Origin of the sequence: Streptomyces sp. NBC_01591 (genome assembly GCF_035918155.1) — a bacterium.
GTDB lineage: Bacteria > Actinomycetota > Actinomycetes > Streptomycetales > Streptomycetaceae > Streptomyces.
The window spans coordinates 4,651,503-4,676,413 of sequence record NZ_CP109327.1; the positions used below are offsets into that span (position 1 = coordinate 4,651,503).

Annotated in this window: 14 protein-coding genes, 1 tRNA gene and 1 riboswitch; of the genes, 7 read left to right on the forward strand and 8 right to left on the reverse strand. The window is 72.1% G+C overall.

Features of this window, described 5'->3' with window-relative positions; translation table 11 throughout:
* Positions 1 to 183 precede the first annotated feature (183 nt).
* Positions 184 to 1,950: a helix-turn-helix domain-containing protein gene (locus OG978_RS21690; protein ID WP_326766810.1), complete on the forward strand. Its 1,767-nt coding sequence runs from the start codon at positions 184 to 186 to the stop codon at positions 1,948 to 1,950.
* A 117-nt stretch (positions 1,951 to 2,067) separates the two neighbouring features.
* Here OG978_RS21690 and OG978_RS21695 read toward each other — a convergent pair whose 3' ends face one another.
* The 3 genes from OG978_RS21695 to OG978_RS21705 form a co-directional block, all read right to left on the reverse strand.
* Positions 2,068 to 2,955, reverse strand: coding sequence for a M23 family metallopeptidase (locus OG978_RS21695; RefSeq protein WP_326766811.1), 888 nt, complete (start codon positions 2,953 to 2,955; stop codon positions 2,068 to 2,070).
* A gap of 395 nt (positions 2,956 to 3,350) precedes the next feature.
* Positions 3,351 to 4,739, reverse strand: a complete 1,389-nt coding sequence (locus tag OG978_RS21700; RefSeq protein WP_326766812.1) for an FAD-binding oxidoreductase — start codon at positions 4,737 to 4,739, stop codon at positions 3,351 to 3,353.
* Between the two features lie 230 nt (positions 4,740 to 4,969).
* Positions 4,970 to 5,398 (reverse strand): SHOCT domain-containing protein, encoded by a 429-nt coding sequence (locus OG978_RS21705; protein ID WP_326770112.1) that lies wholly within the window; start codon positions 5,396 to 5,398, stop codon positions 4,970 to 4,972.
* A gap of 190 nt (positions 5,399 to 5,588) precedes the next feature.
* Here OG978_RS21705 and OG978_RS21710 point away from each other — a divergent pair.
* From OG978_RS21710 to OG978_RS21725, 4 genes are all read left to right on the forward strand, one after another.
* Positions 5,589 to 5,662: transfer RNA gene (locus OG978_RS21710), tRNA-Met, on the forward strand.
* A gap of 225 nt (positions 5,663 to 5,887) precedes the next feature.
* Positions 5,888 to 7,048, forward strand: coding sequence for a PP2C family protein-serine/threonine phosphatase (locus OG978_RS21715; RefSeq protein WP_326766813.1), 1,161 nt, complete (start codon positions 5,888 to 5,890; stop codon positions 7,046 to 7,048).
* Positions 7,049 to 7,332: 284 nt separating this feature from the next.
* Positions 7,333 to 7,485: riboswitch (cyclic di-AMP (ydaO/yuaA leader) on the forward strand.
* 11 nt (positions 7,486 to 7,496) lie between these two features.
* Positions 7,497 to 8,651, forward strand: a complete 1,155-nt coding sequence (locus OG978_RS21720; RefSeq protein ID WP_326766814.1) for a M23 family metallopeptidase — start codon at positions 7,497 to 7,499, stop codon at positions 8,649 to 8,651.
* 212 nt (positions 8,652 to 8,863) lie between these two features.
* Complete coding sequence (locus tag OG978_RS21725) at positions 8,864 to 9,808, forward strand: aldo/keto reductase (protein ID WP_326766815.1); 945 nt, start codon at positions 8,864 to 8,866, stop codon at positions 9,806 to 9,808.
* A gap of 19 nt (positions 9,809 to 9,827) precedes the next feature.
* Here OG978_RS21725 and OG978_RS21730 read toward each other — a convergent pair whose 3' ends face one another.
* The 4 genes from OG978_RS21730 to OG978_RS21745 form a co-directional block, all read right to left on the reverse strand.
* Complete coding sequence (locus OG978_RS21730; RefSeq protein WP_326770113.1) at positions 9,828 to 11,348, reverse strand: PrsW family intramembrane metalloprotease; 1,521 nt, start codon at positions 11,346 to 11,348, stop codon at positions 9,828 to 9,830.
* 66 nt (positions 11,349 to 11,414) lie between these two features.
* Positions 11,415 to 12,263 (reverse strand): tRNA (guanosine(46)-N7)-methyltransferase TrmB, encoded by an 849-nt coding sequence (gene trmB / locus OG978_RS21735; RefSeq protein ID WP_442817843.1) that lies wholly within the window; start codon positions 12,261 to 12,263, stop codon positions 11,415 to 11,417.
* Between the two features lie 4 nt (positions 12,264 to 12,267).
* Positions 12,268 to 13,524 (reverse strand): L-2-hydroxyglutarate oxidase, encoded by a 1,257-nt coding sequence (gene lhgO, locus OG978_RS21740; protein WP_326766816.1) that lies wholly within the window; start codon positions 13,522 to 13,524, stop codon positions 12,268 to 12,270.
* Between the two features lie 130 nt (positions 13,525 to 13,654).
* A complete protein-coding gene (locus tag OG978_RS21745; protein WP_326766817.1) occupies positions 13,655 to 15,382 on the reverse strand; it encodes a sporulation protein in 1,728 nt (575 codons plus the stop codon).
* A gap of 1,208 nt (positions 15,383 to 16,590) precedes the next feature.
* Between OG978_RS21745 and OG978_RS21750 the strand changes: the two genes are divergently transcribed.
* The gene (locus tag OG978_RS21750; protein ID WP_326766818.1) at positions 16,591 to 18,702 is read left to right on the forward strand and encodes an asparagine synthase-related protein; all 2,112 of its coding nucleotides are present in this window, start codon (positions 16,591 to 16,593) and stop codon (positions 18,700 to 18,702) included.
* Between the two features lie 104 nt (positions 18,703 to 18,806).
* The gene (locus OG978_RS21755; protein ID WP_326766819.1) at positions 18,807 to 22,394 is read left to right on the forward strand and encodes an AfsR/SARP family transcriptional regulator; all 3,588 of its coding nucleotides are present in this window, start codon (positions 18,807 to 18,809) and stop codon (positions 22,392 to 22,394) included.
* On the opposite strand, the gene OG978_RS21760 is transcribed toward OG978_RS21755, so the two are convergent.
* A complete protein-coding gene (locus tag OG978_RS21760; protein ID WP_326766820.1) occupies positions 22,381 to 24,366 on the reverse strand; it encodes a sigma-70 family RNA polymerase sigma factor in 1,986 nt (661 codons plus the stop codon). The two genes, OG978_RS21755 and OG978_RS21760, sit on opposite strands and share 14 nt — an antisense overlap.
* Between the last annotated feature and the right edge of the window lie 545 nt (positions 24,367 to 24,911).

A 24,911-nucleotide genomic window follows, 5' to 3' on the forward strand; every position in this document is an offset into this window, starting at 1 on the left:
CGGTGCTGCGACCTTGCGACGGCGGTGGGTTCGAAGGCAAGGAGAAGCGGGGAGATGGGACAACGGGACACCTGAAGGGGCCTCAGCTGCCACGTTCGGGCCGAGTGGGACGACGCGGGACGCGCGTCCCGCGTCCCCAGGGGGAATCGGGGCAACGGGAGGGCGATGACGTCCGATACGGAAATGCCGGAACCATCGGAACTGGCCGAATTGCTGGAGGCGCTGAAGCGGCGCAGCGGACGCAGCTACACGGCGCTCGCCCACCGCACCGGCCTCAGCCGGTCCACGCTCCACCGCTACTGCCAGGGCTTGACCGTCCCCGGCAGCTTCGGGGCGGTCGAACGGGTGGCGCGGGTCTGTGGGGCGAGCCCGGCCGAACTGGACCGGCTGTACCGGGTCTGGTCGCGGACGACCGCCGAGGAGGCCCCGGACGACCGGAAGGAACGCCCGGACGGTGACGGGGAACGCCCGGACGAAGACAGGGAACGTCCGGACGAGGACGGGGCTGGTACCGGCGGGAGCGGGAGCGGGAGCGGGGACGGGGCCGGTGCGAGCGGGGACGGTTCCGGCGAGAGCCTGTGGGAGGCGCGGCTGCCGCTGCGCCGCTTGATTTCCTCGTTGCGCGTGGTGGCCCTGCTGGTCGTCCTCGTCGTCGCTTCGGCCGCGAGTGCGTACCTGCCGGGAGACAGCGGGAACGGCGCGGGCGGGACGGCCCCGGCCCTGGGCGCCGGACGCGGGAGCCCCGCCTCCGCCGGTCAGCGGTTCGACGGGCCGCTCTGGTCCGTCGCACCGCGCCGGGTGCAGCCGGAGTTCTTCGGGCTGACGATGAACACCGATACGGGAGAGATGCCCGCGTTCCGCACCGGTGCCGTACGGCTGTGGGAGAGCGGGACCCGCTGGGGCGCCATCGAGCCCCGGCGCGGCCGCTACAGCTGGTCGGTCCTGGAACGGTCGGTCGACTCCGCCGAACGGCACCGGCTGCCGGTCCTGCTCACCCTCTCCGGCACCCCGCTGTGGGCTGCCCCGGGCGGACGCAGGTCCGGCTACGCCGATTCGCTCGCCTCGCCCCCGGCCGACCTGGCGGACTGGGACCGCTTCGTGGAGGAGGTCGTCACGCGCTACCGCGGCCGCATCGAGTCGTACGAGCTCTGGGACTATCCCAGTCACCCGCTGCACTACGCCGGAAGCATCGCCGTCCTCGCGAAGATGGTGGAGCGGGCGGCCACGATCATCCGCCGCGTCGACCCCGGGGCGCTGGTGGCCTGCCCGTCCTTCGGGGAGCTGTGGAAGGAGCGGGGCCGCGAGCTGTTGCGGCAATTCGCGCGCACCGGCGCGTACGAGAGCTGCGACGCCGCGGCGCTGAAGCTGCCGCCGAGCAGGGCCGATTCGCCGCCGGAGGAGATCATCGATCTCGCGCGGCAGGTGCACGACACCATGTTCGAGGAGGGGCTGGGAGAGATCGAGGTGTGGAACACCGGGCCGGACCGGAGCGTCGCCGTCACTCCGCCGCTGGACGCCCGCCGCGCCCGCGACTACGCGGTGCGCTTCTATCTGGCGGGGCTCTACAGCCGGCATTACGGAGTGCAGCGGATGTACTTCTACAGCTGGGGGAGCACCGGCGTGCCGCTCGTGGTGCAGCCCGTCGGCGGACGGCCCACGCAGGCCGGGCTGCGCATGGGACGACTGTGGCAGTGGCTGGACGGTGCACGGATCGCCGCCTGCGGGCAGGGCGCCCAGCTGGGCCTGCCGGAAGGGGCGTACACCTGCCGCTTCGAACGGGACGGCAGACCGTTCCTCGTCCGCTGGACCACGAAGGGGCGCGCGGACGTGCCGGTGGACGAGGGTGCGTACCGCCTGCGCCGCATGGACGGCCGGACGGTCCCCCTCCGGACCGGCGGCCGGATCGGGTTCGGCGAGGAGCCGGTGATGGTCGAGTACCGCACGGGATGAGGCCCCGGGGACCCGGTCCGGAACACATGCCTCTCCCGCCGGAGCCCGCTGTACGGGGCTCCGGCGGGAGAGTGCGGCGGGCCGGGGCCGGAGGCAGCCGGAAGAGGCCCGGCCGTCCTACTTCGTGCAGCCCTTGATCTGCTTGACGTACGTGGTCGACGACCGCACCCACATGCCCCTGCCGTCCGCACCGCCGCCGCCGTCCAGACGCCGGTAGAGCTTTCCGTCGGGCCTACGGGTGTGGTTGCAGCCCAGCATGACCGTCTTGCCCTTGCTCAGCTTGCCGAAGGACTTGTACTTGGTGCCGGCCCAGGCGCGCTTGGTGACCGGCTTGACCACCTTGAACAGTGCCCACTTGGTCGGCTTGGGGGCCGAGCAGGAGTGGGAGACCTGGTTCGACCAGGTGTGGCCGGCGCCCTTGTACGCCTTCGGGTAGAGGTTGGCGGTGCTCCGGTGCGCCCCGCCGTCCGCTCCTCCCCAACGGTCCGCGTTCTTCTTGCCCTTGGCGACCTCGAAGTGCAGGTGCGGGTGGTTGTTGGCGGTGGGGCCGTCCTTGCCGAGGGTGCCGATCTTCGTGGTGCGCTTGACCTTGTCGCCCTTGCTGACGCTGCGCGACTTCAGGTGGAGATAGGTGGTGTAGTAGCCGCCCTTGTGCTTGATCTGGATGGTGTTGCCCGAGCCCCGGGCGAAGCGGGTGGAGAAGACGACGACGCCGTCGGCCGCGGCCTGCACCCGCTTGCCTTCCGCCTTCGCGTTTCCCTTGTCGATGTCGAGGGCGGGGGAGTGGGAGGAGGCGCCGGAGGACACCCGCCACTTGGTCCCGCAGGGGAACGGCAGGAAGAGCCGGGGCGTGACGGCCGCGGCGGCCCGGGGGCTCTGTGCGGCGATCCGGGCGTCCGTGGTGGAGGCCGCGTTGTTCCCGGCCACGGCGGTGCTGGTGCCCAGGGTTCCCCCTGCCAGGGCGAGAGCGATGACGCCGATGGACATGCGTGTGCGGTTGTTCATGTGAGCTGTCCCCCGTTGGTGCGCCCGGAGAGCGGTGGGCGCGATCCCGACGCCGCTGTACGGGCGGCGCAGACAAGACGCTAGGGAGCCGGGGACGGGGCGGAAAGTTGTTTCGGGCGTGGCCGAAACGACCCCTTCGGCGGGCCCCGACGTGCCTGTGCCCGCGGCGGGCAGGGGGCGGGAGGCCTCCTGCCCGGGCGCGGGTACGAAAAGACCGGCGGCACCCGTACGGGGGAGCGGGCGCCGCCGGAGTCAGGGGGAGCCGTTACCGGGCGAGGGCGGCCACGCCGGCCTGGGCGAACTTCTGCGGGCTCTGTTCCCGGTTCTCGACGGACGACGGCAGGGTCAAATCGGATGATGCCGGTGTCGTTCCCCCCGCATGGTGAGCCCCCGGATCACGCCGCCGGCTCGATGTTCTGGTTGGCGTGGAAGAGGTTGTCCGGGTCGTAGGTCCGCTTGATGGCCGCGAGGCGTTCGTAGTGGTCACGGTAGGTGGCGCGTATCCGGTCCGGGGTCTCGTCCGCGCCGATGAAGTTCACGTACGTACCGCCCATGGAGTGCGGGTGCAGCTCCTCCCAGTAGTCGACGCACCACTGCCTGAGCTTCTCGGCGTTGTCCGGGTCGGGGTCGATGCCCGCGATGACGCCGGACCAGACCGCGTCCCGGTAGGCCCAGGCCGTGTCGTCGGGGCCGAGCCGGTGGGCGGCCGCGTCGATCGGGTACAGGTGCATGGTCGACAGGTCGGTGGGGAGGTTCTCGGCGTACTTGGCGTGTACGTCGATGGCGTCGTCGGTGATCCGGTCGAAGAAGTTGCCGCGCCAGTACCACTGCAGACCGGTGGGGAGCAGCTCGTCGAACATCGACTGCAGGGCGGTGTACGGCATCGGAGCCGTGAAGTGGAAGGCGGGCGGGCCGGGGTCCTCGACAGGCTTGAGGGTGGCTTCGAGGAGGTCGGGGTCGCCCGTCCAGCACCACACCACGCCGCACATCTTCTGGCCGTGGATCTCCTCCGGGAACGGGGGACCGGGCGGCACCGTGAGCGCGATGAAGAAGCCGTTGAGGTCTTCGGGGGCCTGCGGCAGGAAGCCGCGGTACCAGCGCAGTACGTCGGGGATCCGGTCGACCGGCCAGACCGTGATGGCGACGCCCACGGTGTCCACCGGGTGCAGTCGGAAGGTGAAGGAGGTGACGACGCCGAAGTTGCCGCCACCGCCGCGCAGCGCCCAGAACAGGTCGGGGTGGGTGGTGCTGTTCGCCGTCACCGAGGTGCCGTCCGCCAGGACCACGTCCGCGGCCAGCAGGTTGTCGATCGTCAGGCCGTATCTGCGGGTGAGGTAGCCGTGGCCGCCGCCCAGGGTGAGGCCGCCGACGCCGGTGGACGACAGGATGCCGGAGGGGGTGGCCAGCCCGAACGCGTGGGCGGCGTGATCGAGGTCGCCGAGCGTGGCGCCGCCGCCGACCATGGCCGTCCGTGCGCCGGGGTCGATGTGCGCCCAGCGCATGGGCGAGAGGTCGATGGTGACGCCGTCGTCCACCAGGCACAGACCCGCACCGCTGTGCCCGCCGCCGCGGACCGCGAGCGCGACGCCCTCGTCCCGGACGAAGCCGACCGCGGCCATGACGTCCGCCGCGTCGGTGCACCGCACCACCGCCGCCGGGCGTCTGTCGATCATGGCGTTGTAGACCGTGCGGGCCTGGCGGTACTCCGGGTCCTGCGAGCCGATGACGGGACCGCGCAGCGCGGTCCGCATCGCGTCCAGGCTTCCGAGCGTGGTGCCGTTCATGGCCGGGCCATCTCCTCAGGCGTCGAGATGGGGACCGCACCCCGCTCGGCCTCCCCTGTCGGGCCGTCGGTGCGAGCAGATGTACGCCGTGGCTCCGGCACCCCCGAGAACCGTGGGCGGAAACGGCCACCTCGTATCAAGCCTCCCCGTGGTCCTGGCGCCCTGCCAGTTCGCCGGACCTGGGGGAGAGAGACATACGCGCCGTGCGGGGACCGGGCCGGACGGGGCGGTCAGACGAGGAGCTTCGTCTTCGCCCGCTGGTACTCCTCGTCCGTGATGGCGCCCCTGTCCCTGAGCTCGGCGAGCTTCGCCAGGTCGTCGACGTGACTCCCCTTCTTCGCGGCGCCGGCGGCGTCGGCACCGCTCGCGTCGGAGGTGCCGGCGGCTTCCCGTACGTACGCCTTGAAGGCCGCATCACGGTCCTTTGCTTCCTTGATGTCCCGCTTGCTCATCGATTTGCCGCGCACGATCACGTACACCAGGACGCCGATGTACGGCAGCAGCAGCGTGACGATCAGCCAGCCGGCCTTGCCCCAGCCGCCGAGTTCGTGGTCGCGGAAGATGTCCGAGATGACCTTGAACAGCAGGAAGAGCCACATGACCCAGAGGAAGAACCAGAGCATGGTCCAGAAGAGGTCGAGCAACGGGAAGTCGTCCACGGATCGCTCCTCGATCAGCGCGAGTTCATCGCGGCGGCAGATAAATGATAAATCAGTCATATCACCACATATCTACTCCCGCTCCCCGTATCTCCTGGGAGAACCTGTCCCTGATGCGGCCGGGGTGAAGGCCGGTCGAACCCGAGTGGTCAGAAGGGCGCCGGACATGGCGTAGAGTTGTGTTCACCGACGCGGGGTGGAGCAGCTCGGTAGCTCGCTGGGCTCATAACCCAGAGGTCGCAGGTTCAAATCCTGTCCCCGCTACTGAAGAGATCAGGCCCGGCACGCACACAGCGTGCCGGGCCTGATTCGTTTCGGGCCGGGAGTCTGCGGGTCCACGCAGCGGCAGGGGCCGGGCGGTACGTGAGCCGCACCACACATGTCCCCCCATTGGCCGACGAGGAGTCGCCGCCCCGTTCCGCTCCGGCGAGCCTGGGGTGGGGCGCGGTACCGTCCGCAGCCGCGCGCGTACCGGGCAGGAGACCACAGGTGTGGAAGCGGGAGAAGCGGCGCGGCAGCCATGTCGGGGGCGGTGCCCGTACCCGGCGGTTCGTGCGCGCGCTGCCCGCGCTGATGATTCTCGGCGGGCTGGTCTTCGATGCCCTCACCCCGCCGACCTTCACCGCCATTCCGCTGTTCGTGGCCGCTCCGCTGATCGCCGCCCCGTTCTTCTCGCTGTCCAGCACCATCCGCACCGGGATCGCCTCGATGCTGGCCGTCATCGCGATGCGGCTGTACAGCGGCGCGTTGCCGGAGGTCGTGCCGTTGATCGAGCTGCTCACCCTGGCCACCGTCTCGGTCCTGGCGGTCGTGATCAACGGGGTCGTGCGGCGCGGCAACGAGCAGCTGGCCTCGGCGCGGTTCATCGCGGAGACGGCCATGCGCGCGGTGCTGCCGCAGCCGTCCGACCGGACCGGCGGGCTGCAGGTCGCGGCGCGGTACGAGGCGGCACAGGCGGACGAGTTCGTCGGCGGCGATCTGTTCGCCGTGGCGGACACCCCGTGGGGGGTGCGGCTGGTGGTCGGGGACGTGCGGGGGAAGGGGCTCGACGCCGTGGAGACGGTGGCGGTGGTCATCGGGGCGTTCCGCGAGGCGGCCGAGCAGGAACCCTCGCTGGAGGGGGTGGCGAGGCGGCTGGAACGGGCGCTGGGGCGGGAGGAGGCGCGACGGGGCGGGCTCGACGTGCTGGAGGGCTTCATCACCGCCGTGCTGGCCGAGATCCCGTCCGGGCTGCCCCGGGTGCGGATCGTCAACCGCGGCCACCCCGAGCCGATCCTGCTGCACCCGGACGGGGCACTGGAGGTACTGAAGCCCTCCGTGCCCGCGCTGCCGCTCGGGATGGATCTGGGGGTGTGGCCGGAGCACACGGACGAGTGGGACCTGCCGGCCGGGACGACCCTGCTCCTCTACACGGACGGCCTCTCCGAGGCGCGGAACGCCGAGGGGGTCTTCTACGATCCGGCGGCCCGGCTGCGCGGGCGGATCTTCCCCGGGCCCGAGGAACTGCTGTCCGCGCTGACCGATGACGTGCGCCTGCACACGGGGGGTGAGTCGACCGACGACATGGCATTGCTCGCGGTCGTACGTCCTGCGGAGGGGCAGCCGGACCGGCGAAGGACCGTGCGGATCGTCGGCGCGGAGGAGGCGTGAGGGGCGGGTCTGGTGCGGGGGGCTGCACGAGGGGCTGTGATGTGGCGGACGCGATGCCACCGTGCGTAACCGAAAGACGCCGCTCCGCATAACATTTGACGCAACGTCAGAAACGGGGTAATGGCTGAGGGTCGGTCAACTCGTCCGTTTCCACCCGCTTATGTCCCGTAAGGCTCAGGCCAAAGACGTGAACGATCAGTGGGAACAGCTTGGAATACGGCCCCGGTGTCTATTAACGTTCGATAACGCAGCGCGGTCGTCCCAGCCGTCATCAGTGGCGGCACCGTGCGCGAGCGCCGAATTCCGCAAGGGAACCGGGGAACCACCTACATGGGGTGAATCGGACACCTGTGTCTCGTGAGAGGCAGAGGGGCCCGTAGGAGACCTTCCTGCTCCGAACCCGTCAGCTAACCCGGTAGGCGAGAAGGAAGGAAAGGAGTGCGCCCCCGTGGCGTCCAACAAGCCTGCCCCCGAGGCCCCGTCTCGGTTCAATCCCGGCTACGGCACCGAGCCGGGTGGCGACTTCACCACCGAGTTCACCGCCGATTTCACGGGTGAGTTCACCACCGAGTTCACCGGCGAGTTCGGCAACGACTTCCGCGCCGACGGCAACGGTGAACCCGAACGCGGCTGGGACGAGTGGAACCCCACCGAGGAGTCCGTCCGCCCCGTGCGCGGCAGGCACCGCGTCGCCAAGCAGCGCAACGGACTTGCCCGCAGCTCCACGGTGCTGGGTGTCGGCGTCATCGCGGCGGTCGGCGCGGGCGGCATGGCCAGCGCGCAGAGCAAGCCGCCGGTCTCCATCTCCGTGCCCGACTCCATCTCGGACAACCTCCCCGACGCCAAGTCCCTTCCCGGCGTGGGCTCCCTGTTCTCCGACGAGTCCGAGCCGGACAAGGCCGAGATCGCCGCCGCTTCCGCCCCGCTCACCACCGCCGGCCTCACCACCGCCGAGGCCGAGCAGGGTGCGACGGACGCCGGCGAGGCGCTCCGCGCCCGCATCCTCCAGCAGGCCGAGCAGCAGCAGGACGCCGCCGACGCCGAGGCCAAGGCTGCTCAGGAGAAGGAAGCCGCGGAGAAGGCCGCCGCCGAGGCCAAGAAGCAGCAGGACGAGGCCGAGGCCAAGGCCGCCGCCGAGAAGAAGAAGGCGGAGGAGGAGGCCAAGAAGAAGGCGGAGGCCGCGCGGCTCGCCAAGCTCGCCGCCAGCTACGCCATCCCGACCTTCTCGTACACGATCACCTCGACCTACGGCCAGGCCGGTTCGATGTGGTCCTCCGGCTACCACACCGGCCTCGACTTCGCCGCTCCGACCGGTACCCCGATCAAGGCCGTTCACGGCGGCACGATCAAGTCGGCCGGCCTGGCAGGCTCGTACGGCTACCGCACCGTGCTGGAGTTGGAGGACGGTACGGAGATCTGGTACTGCCACCAGTCCTCGATCGGCGTCAGCGCGGGCCAGAAGGTCACCACCGGCGAGACCATCGGCCGGGTCGGCGCGACCGGCAATGTGACGGGACCCCACCTCCACCTGGAGGTCCACACCGCCGACGGTACGGGCATCGACCCGATGGCCTGGCTCCGCGGCAAGGGCCTCAACATCTGAGGCGACGCCTGCCCCGCCCACCTCGCGGGGCTCATGGTCCGAGCCGGTTCGCCGGCCGATGAACCCCGGCAGCCCTGACGCTCACCCCCCGACGTCAGGGCTGCCGGTCTGTTGTGAGCGGCGGGGAAGAGCGGTCGGCCGGGAAGAGCGGTCGGTGGAGAAAACGGCGGGCACCTGGAATAGCGGACTCGCCGGAATCCGTTGATCCACTTATGACTTCTCTTCGTGAACTGGGCTCTTCCGGCCTTCAGGTCTTCCCGCTCGCTCTCGGTGGCAACGTCTTCGGCTGGACCGCCGACGAGGCGCAGTCATTCGCCGTGCTGGACGCGTACGCCGCGGCCGGCGGCAACTTCATCGACACCGCCGACGCGTACTCCGCCTGGATCCCGGGCAACAAGGGCGGCGAGTCCGAGACCGTCATCGGCAAGTGGCTCGCCGCCCGCGCCAACCGCTCCGACATCGTCGTCGCCACGAAGGTCGGTGCCCACCCCGAGTACAAGGGGCTCGCCCCCGCCAACATCAAGGCCGCGGCCGAGGAGTCGCTGCGCCGGCTCGGCACCGACCACATCGATCTCTACTACACGCACTTCGACGACGAGACCGTGCCGGTCGAGGAGATCATCACCGCTCTGGACCAGCTGGTGAAGGAGGGCAAGGTCCGGGAGATCGCCGCCTCCAACATCAGCCCCGAGCGGCTCCAGGCCTCCCTGGACTTCTCGGAGCGCGAGGGGCTGGCCCGCTACGTCGCCCTTCAGCCGCACTACAACCTGGTCTCCCGCGACACGTACGAGGGCGAACTCCAGGACACGGCAGCCCGCGCCGGGCTCGCCGCGGTGCCGTACTACGCCCTGGCCTCCGGCTTCCTCACCGGCAAGTACCGTCCGGGCGCTTCGGTGGAGAGCGCGCGGGCCGCGAGTGCCGGTCAGTACCTGAAGTCGGAGCGGGGACAGAAGGTCCTGGTCGCGCTGGACAAGGTTGCCCAGGCGCACGATGCGGAGATCGCGACCGTCGCGCTGGCCTGGCTCGCGTCCCGGCCGACCGTGGCCGCGCCGATCGCCTCGGCCCGTACGGTCGAGCAGCTGCCCGCGCTGCTGGCCGTCGCGGACCTCTCGCTGACCGAGCAGGAGCTGGCCGAACTCACCGAGGCATCCGCCTGATCGTGCATGCTGCTGCTGTCTAGTGCGGTGGCTGCTGCGGCAGCAGATAGGGGTTGTAACCGGGGCCGGGGCCGTTGCGGTAGCCGCCGTACTGCGTGTGCGGAGGGAACGGCTGGGCGTACGGGGGCGGCGGCGGGAGCTGGGGGCGCAGGCGGCCCGTTGCCTGGGCCGCGTACCTCAGGGCGGGGGCGGCCACCTCTCTGCGTTGCCAGAGGTGGTGCAGCAGCTCCAGCTCGCGTTCGGCGAAGTCCGGGCCGGCCGCCCCGCGGCGGGCCCGCAGACGCAGCGAGGCCAGTGAGGTCGCGAACGATTCGTACTCGGCGACGGCCTGCGCGGCCGCCTTGCCGTGGGCCTTCGCCGCGGCTTTCGCCTGAGCACTCGGCTGAGCAGGGGGCCAGGACCCTGGGGCGGGACCGTACGGGTTCTGCCAGCTCCCCCCGGCCTCGATGGCGTACCGTCGGCGGGCCGCGTCGCGGGCCAGGCCGCGGGCACGCATCGAGGAGAGGGCGAGCGGCTCCGCCGGGCTCAGCCAGCCGGCCGCCGCGTAGGCGGGCAGCTCGGCGGAGAGCGTACGCAGCTCCCGCCGGCGCGACCAGATCGCCAGCCAGGTCACCAGGCCGAAGACCGGGACCATGAACACCCCGTACACGGCGTAGAAGCCGTACGGGCTGAAGACCGCCGACCCGTTCCACAGCGCGTGCATGCCCATGGCGAGGACGAGCCCCAGCAGCGGCAGCACGATGCGGCGGATCCGTCGGCGCCGTGCGCCGGCCGCGACGAGCCCGAAACCTATGCCGGTCAGCACCGTGAAGAGCGGGTGCGCGAACGGCGACATCACCGCCCGTACGAAGAACGTCGCGGCCGTCACCGATACGACGCCCGAGGTGCCGGTCTGCTGATCCTCGCCGAAGGCGTTGCCGAGATAGAGGATGTTCTCCGTGAAGGCGAAGCCGCTCGCGGTGATGCCGGCGATCACGACGCCGTCGACGATCCCGGTGAAGTCCCGTCTTCGGAACAGGAAGATCAGCAGGACCGCGGCGGCCTTGGCGCTCTCCTCGACGACCGGGGCTATGACCGTGGCGCCGAGGGTGTCGGCGTTCGACGGGTCGGCGGTGGCCGTGGCTATCCAGCGGGTCGCGAACGAATTCGCGAGGATCGCGACCAGGGCGGCGGCGAACGCACCCCAGGCGAAGGCGAACAGCAGATTCCGCCAGGGGCCCGGATCGACCCGGTCCAGCCAGCGGAACGCCGCCATCAGGAGCGGCACGGGCAGCACGGCGAGCCCGAGGCCGACGAGGAATCCCTGAGTGCCCGTCTGATCGCGGACCAGGGCCAGGATCGCCAGACCGCAGAGCGCGAGCACCGTGAACACGGCCGCGAGGCGGAACGTACGGCTGCGCCACACCATGCCGACGCGGCGCGGCCGGTAGCGCCAGTGCCTGCGCTCCGGCACGGCAGCCAGGATCTCGCCGACCCGCTGCTCCTCGAGGAGCGGGACGGCCGGCTGCGACTGCCACTGCTGGACAGACCCGTCGGACACCACGCAATGACCCTAACCAGCAGCACTGACACCTGGCCATGGGGCGCCGGCGCCCACGACCCCGTCTCAGCTGCGGGCGAAGAGCAGGTCGTGCACGACATGGCCCTTGTCCAGGCCCTGCCCTTCGAACCGGGTCAGCGGCCGGAACGCGGGCCGGGGCGCGTAGCCGCCGTCCGCCTGGGTGTTCTCGAAGAGGGGGTGCGCGGTCAGCACCTCCAGCATCTGCTCGGCATACGGCTCCCAGTCGGTCGCACAGTGGATCACTGCCCCCGGCTTCAGCCGCTGCGCCACCAGATCGAGGAACTCCGGCTGGATCAGCCGCCGCTTGTGATGGCGCTTCTTGGGCCACGGGTCGGGGAAGTACACCCGCAGTCCGTCCAGCGAGTCCGGCTTGAGCATCTCGCGCAGCAGGATGATCGCGTCGCCGTTGGCCACCCGGACGTTGGACAGGCCGTTGCGGTCCGCGAGACCGAGCAGGTTGCCCTGGCCCGGGGTGTGCACATCGACGGCGAGGATGCCCGTGCCCGGGTCGTCGGCGGCCATCTGCGCGGTGGCCTCGCCCATCCCGAAGCCGATCTCCAGCACGGCCGGGAGCCCGTCGAACAGCTCGGGCAGGTCGAGGACGCGCTGCCCGTCGATGTCCAGGCCCCACTTCGGCCAGAGCCGCAGCAGGGCGTCCTCCTGGCCGGGCGTGACGCGGCTGCGGCGCGGCTGGAAGCTGCGGATCCGGCGCTCGTGGTGTGAACCGGCCGGGTCGATGGCGGGCCCGCCCGGGAAGCGCGGCTCCTGGCGCAGCCTGCGCTGCCGCTCGAAGGAGGCGGCGCGCAGATCGTCCGGAATCCCGGCAGCGGACGAGGAGGGGTTCTCGGGGGAGTTCTCGGAGAGACGCTCGGAAGGGCTCTCGGAGGGGTTCATGGGCTCAGACACAATGCCCCGATTCTACGGCGGGCGGTCTCCACCCCGTCTCCCGTGCCCGGAGCAGCGCCCTGCGTGCCACCTCCCGCCCGATGGGCAGCGAGGCCGTCGCGGCAGGCGACGGAGCATTCAGTACGTGGACGGTGTGCGGGGCCTCGCGGATCAGGAAGTCGTCCACCAGGGTGCCGTCCCGCAGCACGGCCTGGGCCCTGACTCCGGCCGGGGCCGGTCTCAGATCGGCCTCCGTCACCTCGGGCAGCAGCCGCCGCACGGCCTGGGTGAACGCCTGCTTCGACAGCGAACGGCGCACCTCGCCCGCCCCGTACCGCCAGTGTCTGCGCGCGATCTGCCAGGTGCCGGGCCAGGCCAGGGTGTCCGCCAGCTCGCGCGGGCGCACGACCGGCCAGCCGTACCCCTCGCGGGCCAGGGCCGGCACCGCGTTCGGCCCGACGTGGACGCTGCCGTCGTGGCCCCGGGTCAGATGGACCCCGAGGAACGGGAACGCCGGATCGGGCACCGGATAGACCAGGCCGCGCACCAGCTCCGGCCGCGCCAGCTCGTAGTACTCCCCCCGGAAGGGCACGATCCGCATCCCGGGGTCGTCGCCCGCGAGCCGTGCCACCCGGTCGCAGTGCAGCCCCGCGCAGTTGACCAGCACCCGGGCCCGCACCACCGTGCCGTCCGCCGTACGCACCGCCACACCCCAGGGGCGCCGGTCGATCGCGGTGACCTCCGCCCCGTAGCGGATCACCCCGCCGGCCCCGCTCACCTCGGCGGCGAACCGGGCCGCGACCGCCCCGAAGTCGCACACCCCGGTCGACCCGACCCGGATCGCGGCGAGGCCGCTCACCTGCGGCTCGTACTCCGTGATCTGGGCGGGGCCCAGCTCGCGCACCGGCAGCCCGTGCTGCCGGCCGCGCTGGACCAGGGCGTGCAGCCGGGGCAGCTCGGACCGCTCGGTCGCGACGATCAGCTTGCCGGTCACCGCGTGCGCGATGCCGTGCTCGGCGCAGAAGTCGACCATTTCGGCGGCGCCGCGCACCGCGTAGCGGGCCTTGAGCGAGCCGGGGCGGTAGTAGATGCCGCTGTGGATCACTCCGCTGTTGCGCCCGGTCTGGTGCCGGGCCGGGCCCCATTCCTTCTCCAGGACCGTCACCCGGGTGCCCGGAGCGGTGCGTGTGATCGCATACGCCGTCGACAGGCCGACGATCCCGCCGCCGATCACCAGCACATCGCAGTCGTATGCCGCGCGCGTCATCATCACGCCACCTCCCACCCCGATAGTGCACTGACCCACTGACAACGCACTCAAACCAGCGTGGCCCAGCGTGGCGCCGAATCTTTACGGCCCGGCTCCTGGAGTGTGGTATTCCGTTTACGTGGTATTCCGTTTACGCAGGTGCCACCAGGAGCGGCCTGGCCCGCTCACGCAGCTCGGCGACGCGCGGCTCGTGCCCGTACGGTTCGAGCCGGTGCAGCAGATCCCGTACGTACTCCGTGGTCCGCGCCGAGGAGATGCGGCCCGCGACCTCCACCGCCCGGGTGCCCGCGGCGCAGGCCGCGTCCAGATTGCCCGACTCCAGCTCGGCCACCGCCGACACCACGAGCCGCAGCCCGTGCGAGCGGACGAATTCCTCGGTGGGCCTGGACAGCGCCTGCTCGGTGAAGCGCCGCACCTGCCGGGGCGCCTTCAGATCGAGGTGGCACTCCGCGGCATCGGCCGCGAACCTGTCGTACGAGTAGAAGCCCAGCCAGGACGGGTCCCCGTCGCCGTCCCTGGAGCGCTCCAGCCAGCCCTCGGCGGCCTTCAGTGCGGATCCGGCGGCAGACGCGTCGTTCGCCTTGGCATGGGCACGCGCCTCCACCAGACGGAAGAAGCTCATGGTGCGGGCCGTGGCGAGGCCCCGGTTGCGCTCGACGGCGGCCTGCGCGAGGTCGACCCCCTCGTCGGCGAAGCCGCGGTAGGTCGCCTGCAGCGACATCGATGCGAGGACGTAGCCGCCGAGGGGTACGTCGGCTGCGGCCCGCGCGAGTCGCAGCGCCTGGATGTAGTAGCGCTGCGCGGCCTCCTGCTGACCGGTGTCGAAGGCCATCCACCCGGCGAGTCTGGTCAGCTCGGCCGCTGCGCCGAAGAGGGCCCGGCCCACCTCGTCGCTGTACGAACCGAGCAGCAGCGGTGCGGCGTCGACCCGTAAGCACTCGGGAACCATGGAGGAACGCCAGTCCCCGCCACCGTACTTGGAGTCCCAGCGGCGGGCGTCCTGGGCCGCCTCGCGCAGCTTGGAGACGTCGCTGTGGCCGACCCGCAGCGGGGAGATGTCGCTGGTGGTGGCCGTGATACCGGTGCTGCCGGCGCTGCTGGTGATCGCGCCGGCGGGAGTGGATGCGGATGAGGACGTGGATGCCGATGCGGATGTGGCTTCCGGGCGTGGCTGGGCGGGGATGGAGGGGGCCTGTCGCGTACCCAGCGCTCCCAGCGTTCCGAGCGCCGTCCGGGCCGCCTGTGCGTTCAGCGCGGTCTGGGCGCCAGGCATCGCCTCCGCTCTCTTCGCCGCCTTGCCCGACGGGCTCTGCGCCCCTGCCCCGTTGCGTGCGCCCCGTGCCCCCGGGGTGTCGAAGGCGGGCGCCCCGGCCGCTGTCGCGTCTCGTGCCACCGTCGCGTCGGCGGGGGATATCAGCCAGCGGGACGCGGGCGTCGCGTACGCGCTCACCGAGAACGAGCCCGCGAGCGACTGCCAGATCCCGCCGCTGCCCGTCCGCCGCCCGGCCAGATCCAGCCGGTACAGCTCGGTCGCCGAGCGGACCGCCTCGCCCACGTCGCGCGGGAAGGCCAGCCCGACCTCCGGTGCCGGATCGGCGTCCGCGAGCCCGATCTCGTGCAGCGGGACCGGCCGGCCGAGCTTGGCGCCGATCGCCGCAGCGATGAGATGGGGCGCGGCGCCCTGCGGCACCATGCCCTTGGAGACCCACCGGGCCACCGAGGTCTTGTCGTACCGAAGTGTCAGACCGCGCTGCGCCCCGAGGTCATTGACCCGCCGGGCCAGCCCGGCGTTGCTGATTCCCGCGAGGGCGAGAACGGTTCCGAGCTTCTCGTTCGGTCCGCGTTGCTCCCTGGACATGCGCCACCCCTCGACACACAGACGGCCGCCGCGTCACCGTTGCGGCGCGCGGCATTCGTACCGTGTCCTCCCCAGCGACGAACCCCGGCACTCCGGCCGCACACGCAAATGGCCGAGCCCCGAGGAATATGCCTCCTGCAGAGAACCTCAGTAAACCCAGCGTAGTTCGCCGCATCCCTACCGTTAAGGGGCAGACGTCCGTATGGCGGGATTGTTGTCCGTACGGACGCGGGCGGCGGTCCGGACTCGGATCGGAGGCGGTCCGGAGGCGGTCCGGAGGCGGTGCGGAGGCGGTCCGGATGTGGATCGGACGCCTCGCGAACCGGGCCCGGATCCCTGCTCGACGGCGCACGGGAATGGCACGTGGAGGCGCCGTTCGTGCGTGGTGCCGGGGCTGCGCGTCGAGCCCCCGTACGTGCTCCTGGTGTGTGGCCGTGCGCCCGGCCGTGCGCTCTCGTCCGGCCGTTTCGGAAGCGTTTCCATGGGTGCTGCGTGGGTCGGCCCACTGCATAGGACTCAGTGGGCTGGGGGACACTGCCGCCTCATTCCCCGCAGGCGGCGGACCGGTCCGGGAGGTGAACGACGCCTCCCGGACTGTGCATCGGCGGTCCCGGTCGAGATCTTTCGCGGCTGCCGGAGAGATCCAGGAGGGGCCCGGGAGGCATTGGGGGAGAGCCGGGGAATGAAGTGGGGCGAAAGCGGACTTCTGATGCGGCGAGTTCCCCGTCGCGGGGTTCCAGCGCTCCCTGAGAATGGCTGAATATCGTCGGTCGTCCGAGGTTGGGCCGCCCGTTTCGCGGACATCTCGTCGACCGCCCGACGGTCGTCCGCCGACGGCCCGCGGGCGGTTCGTGGGGGGCTCGAACGTGGCTGGATTTCGACCGGTGGATCTGGCTCGTACGGGGAAGTCAACGTGCCTGTTCCATAGGTCAGTTGGCGGATGAGGCTCCTGCTGCGCGATGCGTGTGACGGCGTGCCGTCGGAAGTGCCGCCGTTTCTTGTTCGGCGCGTACGCCGTCCGCGTCCGGCCCGGCCTCCCGTCCGGCCTGGCCTTTGCCAGGGGCGCATGCCCTTCCGACGTGCGCCGTACGTAGCCCCTCCTGTGCGCCGTTGTCGTGGCAGCATGTTCGCAACGGCGCCGCGCGTTACCGGAGTTCTCCCGATACTTTTCTGCTGCGCCGATTTGTCCACAGCCTGTGGAGGCGGCGATGCGTTGGTTGGTGGGGTGGAGCAGTATCGCCGCGAGCTTCGGCACGGCCGGTGCGGTCGGCCCCAGTGACGAGGGGCGCACGATGCACCCCGTGGGCTCCCAACTCCTGTGGGGCGACCCGGATCCGCTCTGGGCCGTGGGGGACTGGCGCCCCGACGAGATCCGGATCACCGCGGTCGAGACCGCCGAAGGCGCGCCCACCGCCCGGATGGCCGTCCTCGGCTGCTGCAGCGCCACCGACGAACAGCTGCGCTCCGGCCTCCTCGCCGCCCGCGGCGGAGCCCTGCGCCATCTCACCTCCTGGCCCGGCAGCTACACGACCGTCGTCCAGATCGGCCGCCGGATCACCGTCATCGGCGACCTCGCCGGTGCCCGCCCCGTCTTCTACACGCCCTGGGCGGGCGGCACGGCGTACGCCACCGCCGCACTCCCGCTCGCCGACCTCATCGAGGCCCAGCTGGACATCGGCCACCTGGCCGCCCTGCTCGCCTGCCCCGAAACGCCGGAGGCGCTGCGCGACGGCACCCCGTACGCCGGGGTGAAACGCATCCCGCCGGGCCATGCACTCATCCTCCGCGAGGGCTCGCGCGAGATCACCGGTTACGAGGCGGTGGCCTCCCTCGCCGTGGCCGCACCGCAGATCGACCCGGTCAGCGCCGTCGACGGCGTACGCGACGCACTGGTCGAAGCCGTACGCGCCAGGCTCCTGGCCCCGCGCCACGCTCCCGAGACCCTGCCGCCCGACCCCGGCCCGGTCCCCGGCATGGGCCCCGCCGAACGGCGCGCCGCCCGGGGTGCGCCGGTCCCCGGCATCGGCGCCGACCTGTCCGGAGGCAGCGCCTCCGCCACCCTCGCCCTGCTCGCCGCCGGACTTCCGGGCCTGCCCGGCACCCTCCTCGGCCACGGCACCGGCGCGGGGGAGCGGCTGCTCGCCGTCACCTTGAACGACCTCACCGCGCGCGGACACGAGGACGAACTCGAACGCGCCCGCGTGATCGCCGCCAACCCGCGCCTGCACCATGTGGTCGTCGCAGCCGGTGAAGAGGCCCTGCCCTACGCCGACCTGGGCAGCGGCCCGCTCACCGACGAACCCGCCCCCTCCCTCGTCGTCGCCGAGCGCCACCGCCGGCGCCTCGCCTCGGGCAGCGCCGACCACTTCGTCGGCGGCGGCGCCCGACAGGTCCTCGACGCCCACCCGGCCCGCCTCGCCGACCTGCTGATGGACCGTCGCCGACGCCATCTGCTGCGCCCGGTCGCCGCGCTCGCGAAGGCGGAGGGCCCGAGCGCGCACTCCCTGTTCGTCCCGCTGACCGTCTACCGCGCCGCCCGCCGACTGTCCCGTACGTCGTACCGCACCGGCCTCGAAGTGGCGGCCGACCGGCTGCCGGACGCCAACCGGCACGCCCCCGACCTCGACACCCCCGCCGACGCGTCGCTGGCCGCCCTCGCCTGGTCGCGGCCCGGCCCCGCCGCCCGCTGGCTCACGGGGGAGGCCCTGGCAGAGGTGTCGGTCCGGCTCCAGGAGGCGGCCATCCGCCCCGTCTCCGTCCAGCGCCCCGGCGAGGCCCGCGCCCGGGCGGCCCTGGCGCGGTACGCCGCCGACCACCGGATCCTGGAGCAGGCCGCCGAGAACCGCAGCCAGCGGCTGCACGCCCCGTACCTCGACAACCAGGTCGTACGCGCCGCCCGCGCGCTCCCCGAATCGCTCCGGGTCCAGCCGGGCGCCCGCGCCGCGATCCTGCGCCGGGTGCTCGCCGGCGCGGGTATCCACGAGCTGCCGCCCGGCTGGGGCACGCCCTCCCTCGCCACGTCGAATGCAACCGCCCGCACCGGTCTGCGCGCCGCCCTCCCGGAACTGATCGCCCTCTTCGACGCCCCGCTGCTCGCCGACGCGGGCCTGGTCGAGGCCCGCGTCGTACGCAAGGCCCTGCGGGCGGCCTCCGAGGGCGAACCGCTCCCGCTGGACGGCCTCGCGCACCTGGCGTCCACGGAGCTCTGGCTCCGCCGCCTCGTGTCGCGACGCGGCACCTGCTGGACGGGCACGGCGGCGCCCCGCCAGCGCGCGGTCGCGGGCGGGGTCGTCCCGGCCAGGCGGACGCTGCAGCCATAGGCGCGGGCGGCGGGGCCGCGCGGGGTTGCGCGGGGCGGCTCGGCAGCAGTGGTTGCGGGCCGAGGCGTGGGGCGGTTGCTGTGCTCGCGGGACACAATGGCCCGATGCGGTACCTGATCCTGGGCGCCACCGAGGCGCGAGACGAGAACGGCAGTGTCCTGCCCGTGGGCGGTACGCGACTGCGCGCCCTTCTCGCCGCCCTCGCGCTGCGTGCGGGACGTCCCGTCCCCGTCGCCGATCTGGTCGACGACATATGGGCCGCGGACCCCCCGCACGACGCTCCCGCCGCGCTCCAGGCCCTCGTCGGCAGGCTGCGCCGGGTGCTGGGCAGGGACGCGATCGCGAGCACCCATGGGGGCTACCGCCTGGAGGCCGGGCCCGACGACGTCGACCTGCACGTGTTCGAGCGGCTCTCCCGCCAGGGGACCGAGGAGCTCGACGCGGGCGATCCCGTGACGGCCGCGCGCACGCTCCGTACCGCGCTCGCCCTGTGGCGCGGCCCCGTGCTGGCCGACCTGCCGGACCGGGACCACGGCCACGGCCTGCGCCCCGAGGGCCACCGCCTGGCCGCGCTGGAACGCCGTATCGAGGCCGACCTGCGGTGCGCGGCCACAGGCACGGACGGCGGCGCGGGGCCCGACGCGGGACCGCGGACCCTGGTGCCGGAACTCATGGAGCTCACGGCGGCCCACCCGTACGACGAACGCTTCCGGGCCCAGTTGATCCGTGCCCTGCGTGCCGAAGGCCGCCAGGCCGATGCGCTGGCCGCTTACGAGGACGCCCGCCGAGCCCTCGCCGACGATCTCGGGACCGATCCCGGACCGGAACTGACCGCACTCCACGGGGAGTTGCTCGCTCCACCGCACATAGCGCACATACCGGCGGCACCGTCGACAGCGCGGCAACAGCATCCGCAGTACTTGCAGTACCCGCGCCCACTCGACCCGCGCCCGTTCGACCCGTCCGGCCCCGCTGTCGTCCACGGCAACCTCCGGCCCCGGCTCACCTCGTTCGTCGGGCGTGAGCCCGAACTGCGGTCCATCCGCGCCGATCTGACCCGCTCCCGCCTGGTCACCCTCACCGGACCCGGTGGTTCCGGCAAGACCCGGCTCGCCGAGGAGGCCGCCGCCCACGGAGACCCGGTTCCCACCGGCCCCACGTCCCCCACATCCCCCGCCTCCTCCACATCCCCGACGTCCCCCTCGGACGCCTGGATCGCCGAACTCGCCTCCGTGGACGACCCCGTCGACGTACCCGGAGCCGTACTCTCCGCTCTCGGGCTGCGCGAGACGGCCCTCCTCCGGGACAACAACCGCGACGGACAGCCGCCGCGCACCGACCCGACCGGCCTCCTCGTCGAGCACCTGGCGCACTGCTCCCGCATCCGCCCCTACCTGCTCATCCTGGACAACTGCGAGCACGTCATCGACGCCGCCGCCACGCTTGCCGAGACCCTGCTCACCCACTGCCCGCAGCTGCGCATCCTCGCCACCAGCCGCGAACCCCTCGGCGTCCCCGGCGAATCCGTACGCCCGGTCGGTCCGCTGCCGGCCGATCCCGCCCACCGGCTGTTCGCCGAGCGTGCCCGCGCCGTGCGCCCCGATTTCGACCCCGAGCAGGAGACCGCGCACGATCTGGAGGCCGTCGCCGAGATCTGCCGGCGGCTCGACGGGCAACCACTCGCCATCGAGCTGGCCGCCGCCCGGCTGCGGATGCTCAGTCCGCGTCAGATCGCGGACCGGCTCGACGACCGTTTTCTCCTGCTGACCGGCGGAAGCCGGACCGTACTGCCGCGTCAGCAGACGCTGCGTGCCGTCGTCGACTGGTCCTGGGACCTCCTCGACGAGGACGAACGCACGGCTCTGCGACAGGTCTCGGTCTTCGCGGGCGGCTGGGATCTGCAGGCCGCGGAAGCCGTCATCACACCTGGAGCAGCGCCGGCCGGGTCGGTCCCAGCCGGTGGGGTCCGTACCGCCGAAGCCCCCGCCCGGCTCTCCACCGCAGATCTGATCGGCGCTCTCGTCGACAAGTCCCTCGTCGTCGCCACTCCGACCGCCACCGGCGAGATGCGCTACCGCCTCCTGGAGACCATCCACGAGTACGCCACCGAACGCGCCGCCGAGGCCCCGGAGATACGCGCCGCCGCCGCGAGCGCGCACACCGCACACTTCGTCGCGCTCGTCGAGGAGGCCGAGCCCCGCCTGCGCTCCGGTGACCAGCTGCCCTGGATCGAACGCCTGGAGACGGAACTCGACAACATCCGGGCCGTCCTCCACCGGACCGTCGTCACCAGCCCGTCCGAACCCGAAGCTGTACGACTGGTGCTCGGCATGGGATGGTTCTGGTGGCTGCGCAACTTCCGCTCCGAGGGCCTCATCTGGACCGAGCGTGCCGTGGCGCTCGGGCCGGAACCGGCCGATGACAGCGATCCCCGCTACTGGCCGCGCATGCAACTGGAGATGCTGCGGTACTTCCTCGCCGTGGAGAGCCGACCTGCCGCGGACGTTCACGGCGACGAGCGCCATCGGGCGCTGATCGGCCGGGTGGCCGACGCGTTCATGTCCTCGGCCCGGCAGGCCGCCCGTTTCCCGGGACTGCTCTGGCCGATGGCCCTGTTCGCGACCCGCACGGCGGCCGAGACCCACATGCTGATCGACAGAGTGGTCGACAACACCCGCATCCACGGCAGCGACTGGGAGTACTGCCTCGCCCTGATGTTCCGTACCCACATGGTCGTCGACATGGCGGGCGGCATGCTCGGGGTCGACGCCGATCTCGCGGAACTGCGCGAGCTGAGCCGCCGTGTCGGCGACCGCTGGATCCGCGCGCAGGTCGCGGGCGCGGCCGCGGAGGCGGGTGTGATGCGCGGACGGTACCCGCAGGCCCGAGCGGCGTACGAGGAGGCGCTGCTGCTGTCCCGCGAGGTCGGGGCGCATGCCGAGGCGCCGTTCCTCCTCGCACGCCTCGCGGAACTCGCCTACCGGACCGGGGACTTGGCGGAATTCGAGCGGATGCTGACTGCGGCGGAGAGCGAGGCGGACCGCTACCAGGTGCACGACGCCCACGCCTACGGACGCTTCCTGCGCGCCACCGTGGCCCTGGAGCGGGGTGAGATCGCAGAGGCGCGGCGGCTGGTCACCGAGGCGGCGTGTGCGGTCGGGCGGGGCAGCCCGCCGTCGCACTTCAACGCTGTGGTCGAGGGGCTGGCCGCCCGGATCGCGGTGCACGAGCCGGGACCCGGTCGTGGCCCGGTCGCCGGATTGCGAGGTCTGACGGCGGCACTCCGCGCGGCGAGGGACGCCAATTGCGCCGAACTCGTCACGGGGCATCTGGCAGACGGCGTGGCGACCGTGCTGCCGATGGTGGGCCGGCACGGAGCCGCTGTACGGATCCTGGCGGCGGCGGACGACTGGCGCCTGTTCAGCCCCAGGACCGATGCGCAACAGGCCGAGGTGGACGAGGCCGAGCGACAGGCGCGCGAGGAACTCGGACCTCAGCTGTACGAGGCCGAGCGCGCCGCGGGCCGCACACTGACCGTCGACGACGTCATCGAGCTCCTGACCCGGATCACCGAGGAGCTCCCGGAAACGCCGGGGTGCACGGATATCCCGGGGTGTGAGGATGCCCCGCAGCGCACGGAAGCGCCGGGTTTCACCTCCGGCCTCACCCCGGACCGGCTCAGCGGCAACTGATCCTCGCATTCGCCCAGTCGGCGAGCGCCATGACGCCACCGGGCCGGGCGGGCTCGACGACGAGCCGGATACTCGCCTGGCCGGCGATACCGACGCCCACGGGCACGGCCGGGTCGTTGTCGTTCATCACCGGGGACTGCCACAGCCGCGCCCCGTCGCCGTTGAAGACGGAGAAGCGCACCGAGCCGAGCCCCATCGTCATGTCGTCGATCCCGACCGTCGCCTCGTACTGCGTGCACTGCCTGTTCAGCTGGATGGTGACCGAGGAATTGCGGTTGACCGTCACCCCGTGCGCGTACGTCGTGCCGCCGATCGACACGTTGGAACGCTGCCAGACCCAACTGCTCTCACCTATTACCAACTCCGGTTCGGTGTGGTCACCCACGAGCGAGTAGTTCAGCTCGCTGACCTGGTAGACGGTCGGCGCGGGCGGCGGGGTCGGGGTCGGCGTCGGAGTGGGCGTCGGAGTGGGCGTCGGTTTCGGCTCGGGCTTCGGCGAGGGTGGCGTCGGCTTGGGAGCGGGCTTCGGGGGCGGTGTCGGGGTGGGCGTCGGCTTGGGCCTGGGCTTGGGCGGCGGTGTGGGCGCCGGGGGCGCGGGCGGCGCCGGCGGAGGGGGCTTCGGCGCGGGCGGCGCCGGCTCGGGCGGCGGTGTCGGCGCCGCGGGCGCCACGGCAGCCGGCTTCGCCACATGCCTGGCCTCGGGCTTCGGCTGGTCGTCGCCGACCAGCGCCCAGGCCAGCCCGGCCGCGGCGGCCACGACGACCGCCGCCGCGATACCGGCCTTCGCCGGGGCACCGAGCCCCTCGGCCGCGGCACCGCCGGCCGCACCCCCGGTGGAGCTCCCTCCGGACGCCGCGGCGGCGGCACCCGCACCCGCGGCTCCCGCCGCGCCACCGGCGACGATCCCGGCAGCCTTGAGCGAGTACCCGGCGGCGAACCAGCCGATGACCGCGACCGGCAGCAGCGCGGGAATCCCGGCGTTGACATGGGCCAGTTCGCCCGCGGCGAGCCGGCACTTCGAGCACTCCTCCAGGTGTCCGCGCAGGCCGCGCTCGGCCCGCATACGGAGCCCGCCACGGGCATACGCGCCGAGCCGGTCGGCGTAGCGCGCGCAGTCGCCTCCCGAGGTCAGGGCCTGGCTCACATGTGCCTGCAGGTAGGCCTGCTTGAGGCCCTCGCGGGCCCGGCTGGCCAGCACCGCCGTGGCATTGGCGGTCAGCCCGAAGAGCGGGGCGATCTCGCTGGGCGACTCCTCCTCGACGGTGGTGTGCCACAGCACGGCCTGCCAGCGCTCCGGCAAGCTGCGGAACGCCTGCATCGCCATCGACTGCTCGGCTTCATGCATCGCCAGCACATCGGCACCGAGGTCGAGAGTGTCCGCGTCCGACACCTGGGAGGCCTGGGACGCCTGCGCGGCGAACACCGCGAAGTCGTCGACCAGATGCTCCCGCTTCGCGGTCTTGGTCCAGGCGGCGCCGACGTGGCGGACGGCCGTCATGAGATAGGCCCGTACGGCTTCCTCGGGCCCCTTGCCCCGCCGTACCGCCTGCAGCGTGCGGGCGAAGACTTCGGCCGTCAGGTCGTCGGCCGTGTGGGCATCCCGGCAGCAGCTTCGCGCGTAGCGTCGCACCGCGTCGGAGTGCCGGCGGAAGAGTTCCTCGTACGCGAGATCGTCGCCGTCCCGCATCTGCCGGATCAGATCGGCGTCGGAGGGAGCGGTGCCGGAGGCATCGGTGGCGCTGGTGCTGCCGCCCTCCCGCTGCATCGGCACCGAGGCGTCGGCCCCGGGATCGGGATCGACCGGTGTCGACCACGGACCCGGCAGGATGGTGCCGCCCTCGGCGTCACCACTCGACCGCCCTGGTCCGGCCTGACTCGGTACCTGCTGGGCGGACAGCCCACCGGCCTCGGTGACACCGCCCACGGCGGAGACGTCGTCGAACGACTCTTCCTGCTGCCCGTCACCGCTCATCGCGGTAGCCCCCGTATGCGCTGTCGGACCCGAACATCGGGCAAGAGTGCCACATGGCGCAATCACGCCGGACTCTCGGCCCCCGCAACCACTCATCCGGGGCGTTTTCTCGAATGTGAGTACTAACAGCCATTCATTTGGGGAAAGCGCGACAATCTCTTCCTGCGCGGGCGAGTCATCGCCACAGTGCGCGATTCGAGAGTGGCGGACGCGCCAGGACCGCAGGGGGACACGGGTTCCGGCAGCGAGAGAGGCAGCCGCCGGACGCCGGACGCGGAGGTCGGACGGGTGATGACAGACGATGACGAGCGATGACGAGCGATGACGGACCACCCACCAAGACCCCATCAAAACGGGCCACATCAACCATTCGCGTCGACCGTCGCCGCTGCCCCCGATCACCCACCACCCGGCGCCCCGACCCACCCGCCCCCGGAGGCCCCGGAGAGGCTCAGGGAGACAGCACAAGCACGCACCGGACCGCGGCTCACGCATGCAAGCTCGGCGGGCTCGACGCCACGCTCCCGCGCTCCCGCGTTCGTCAG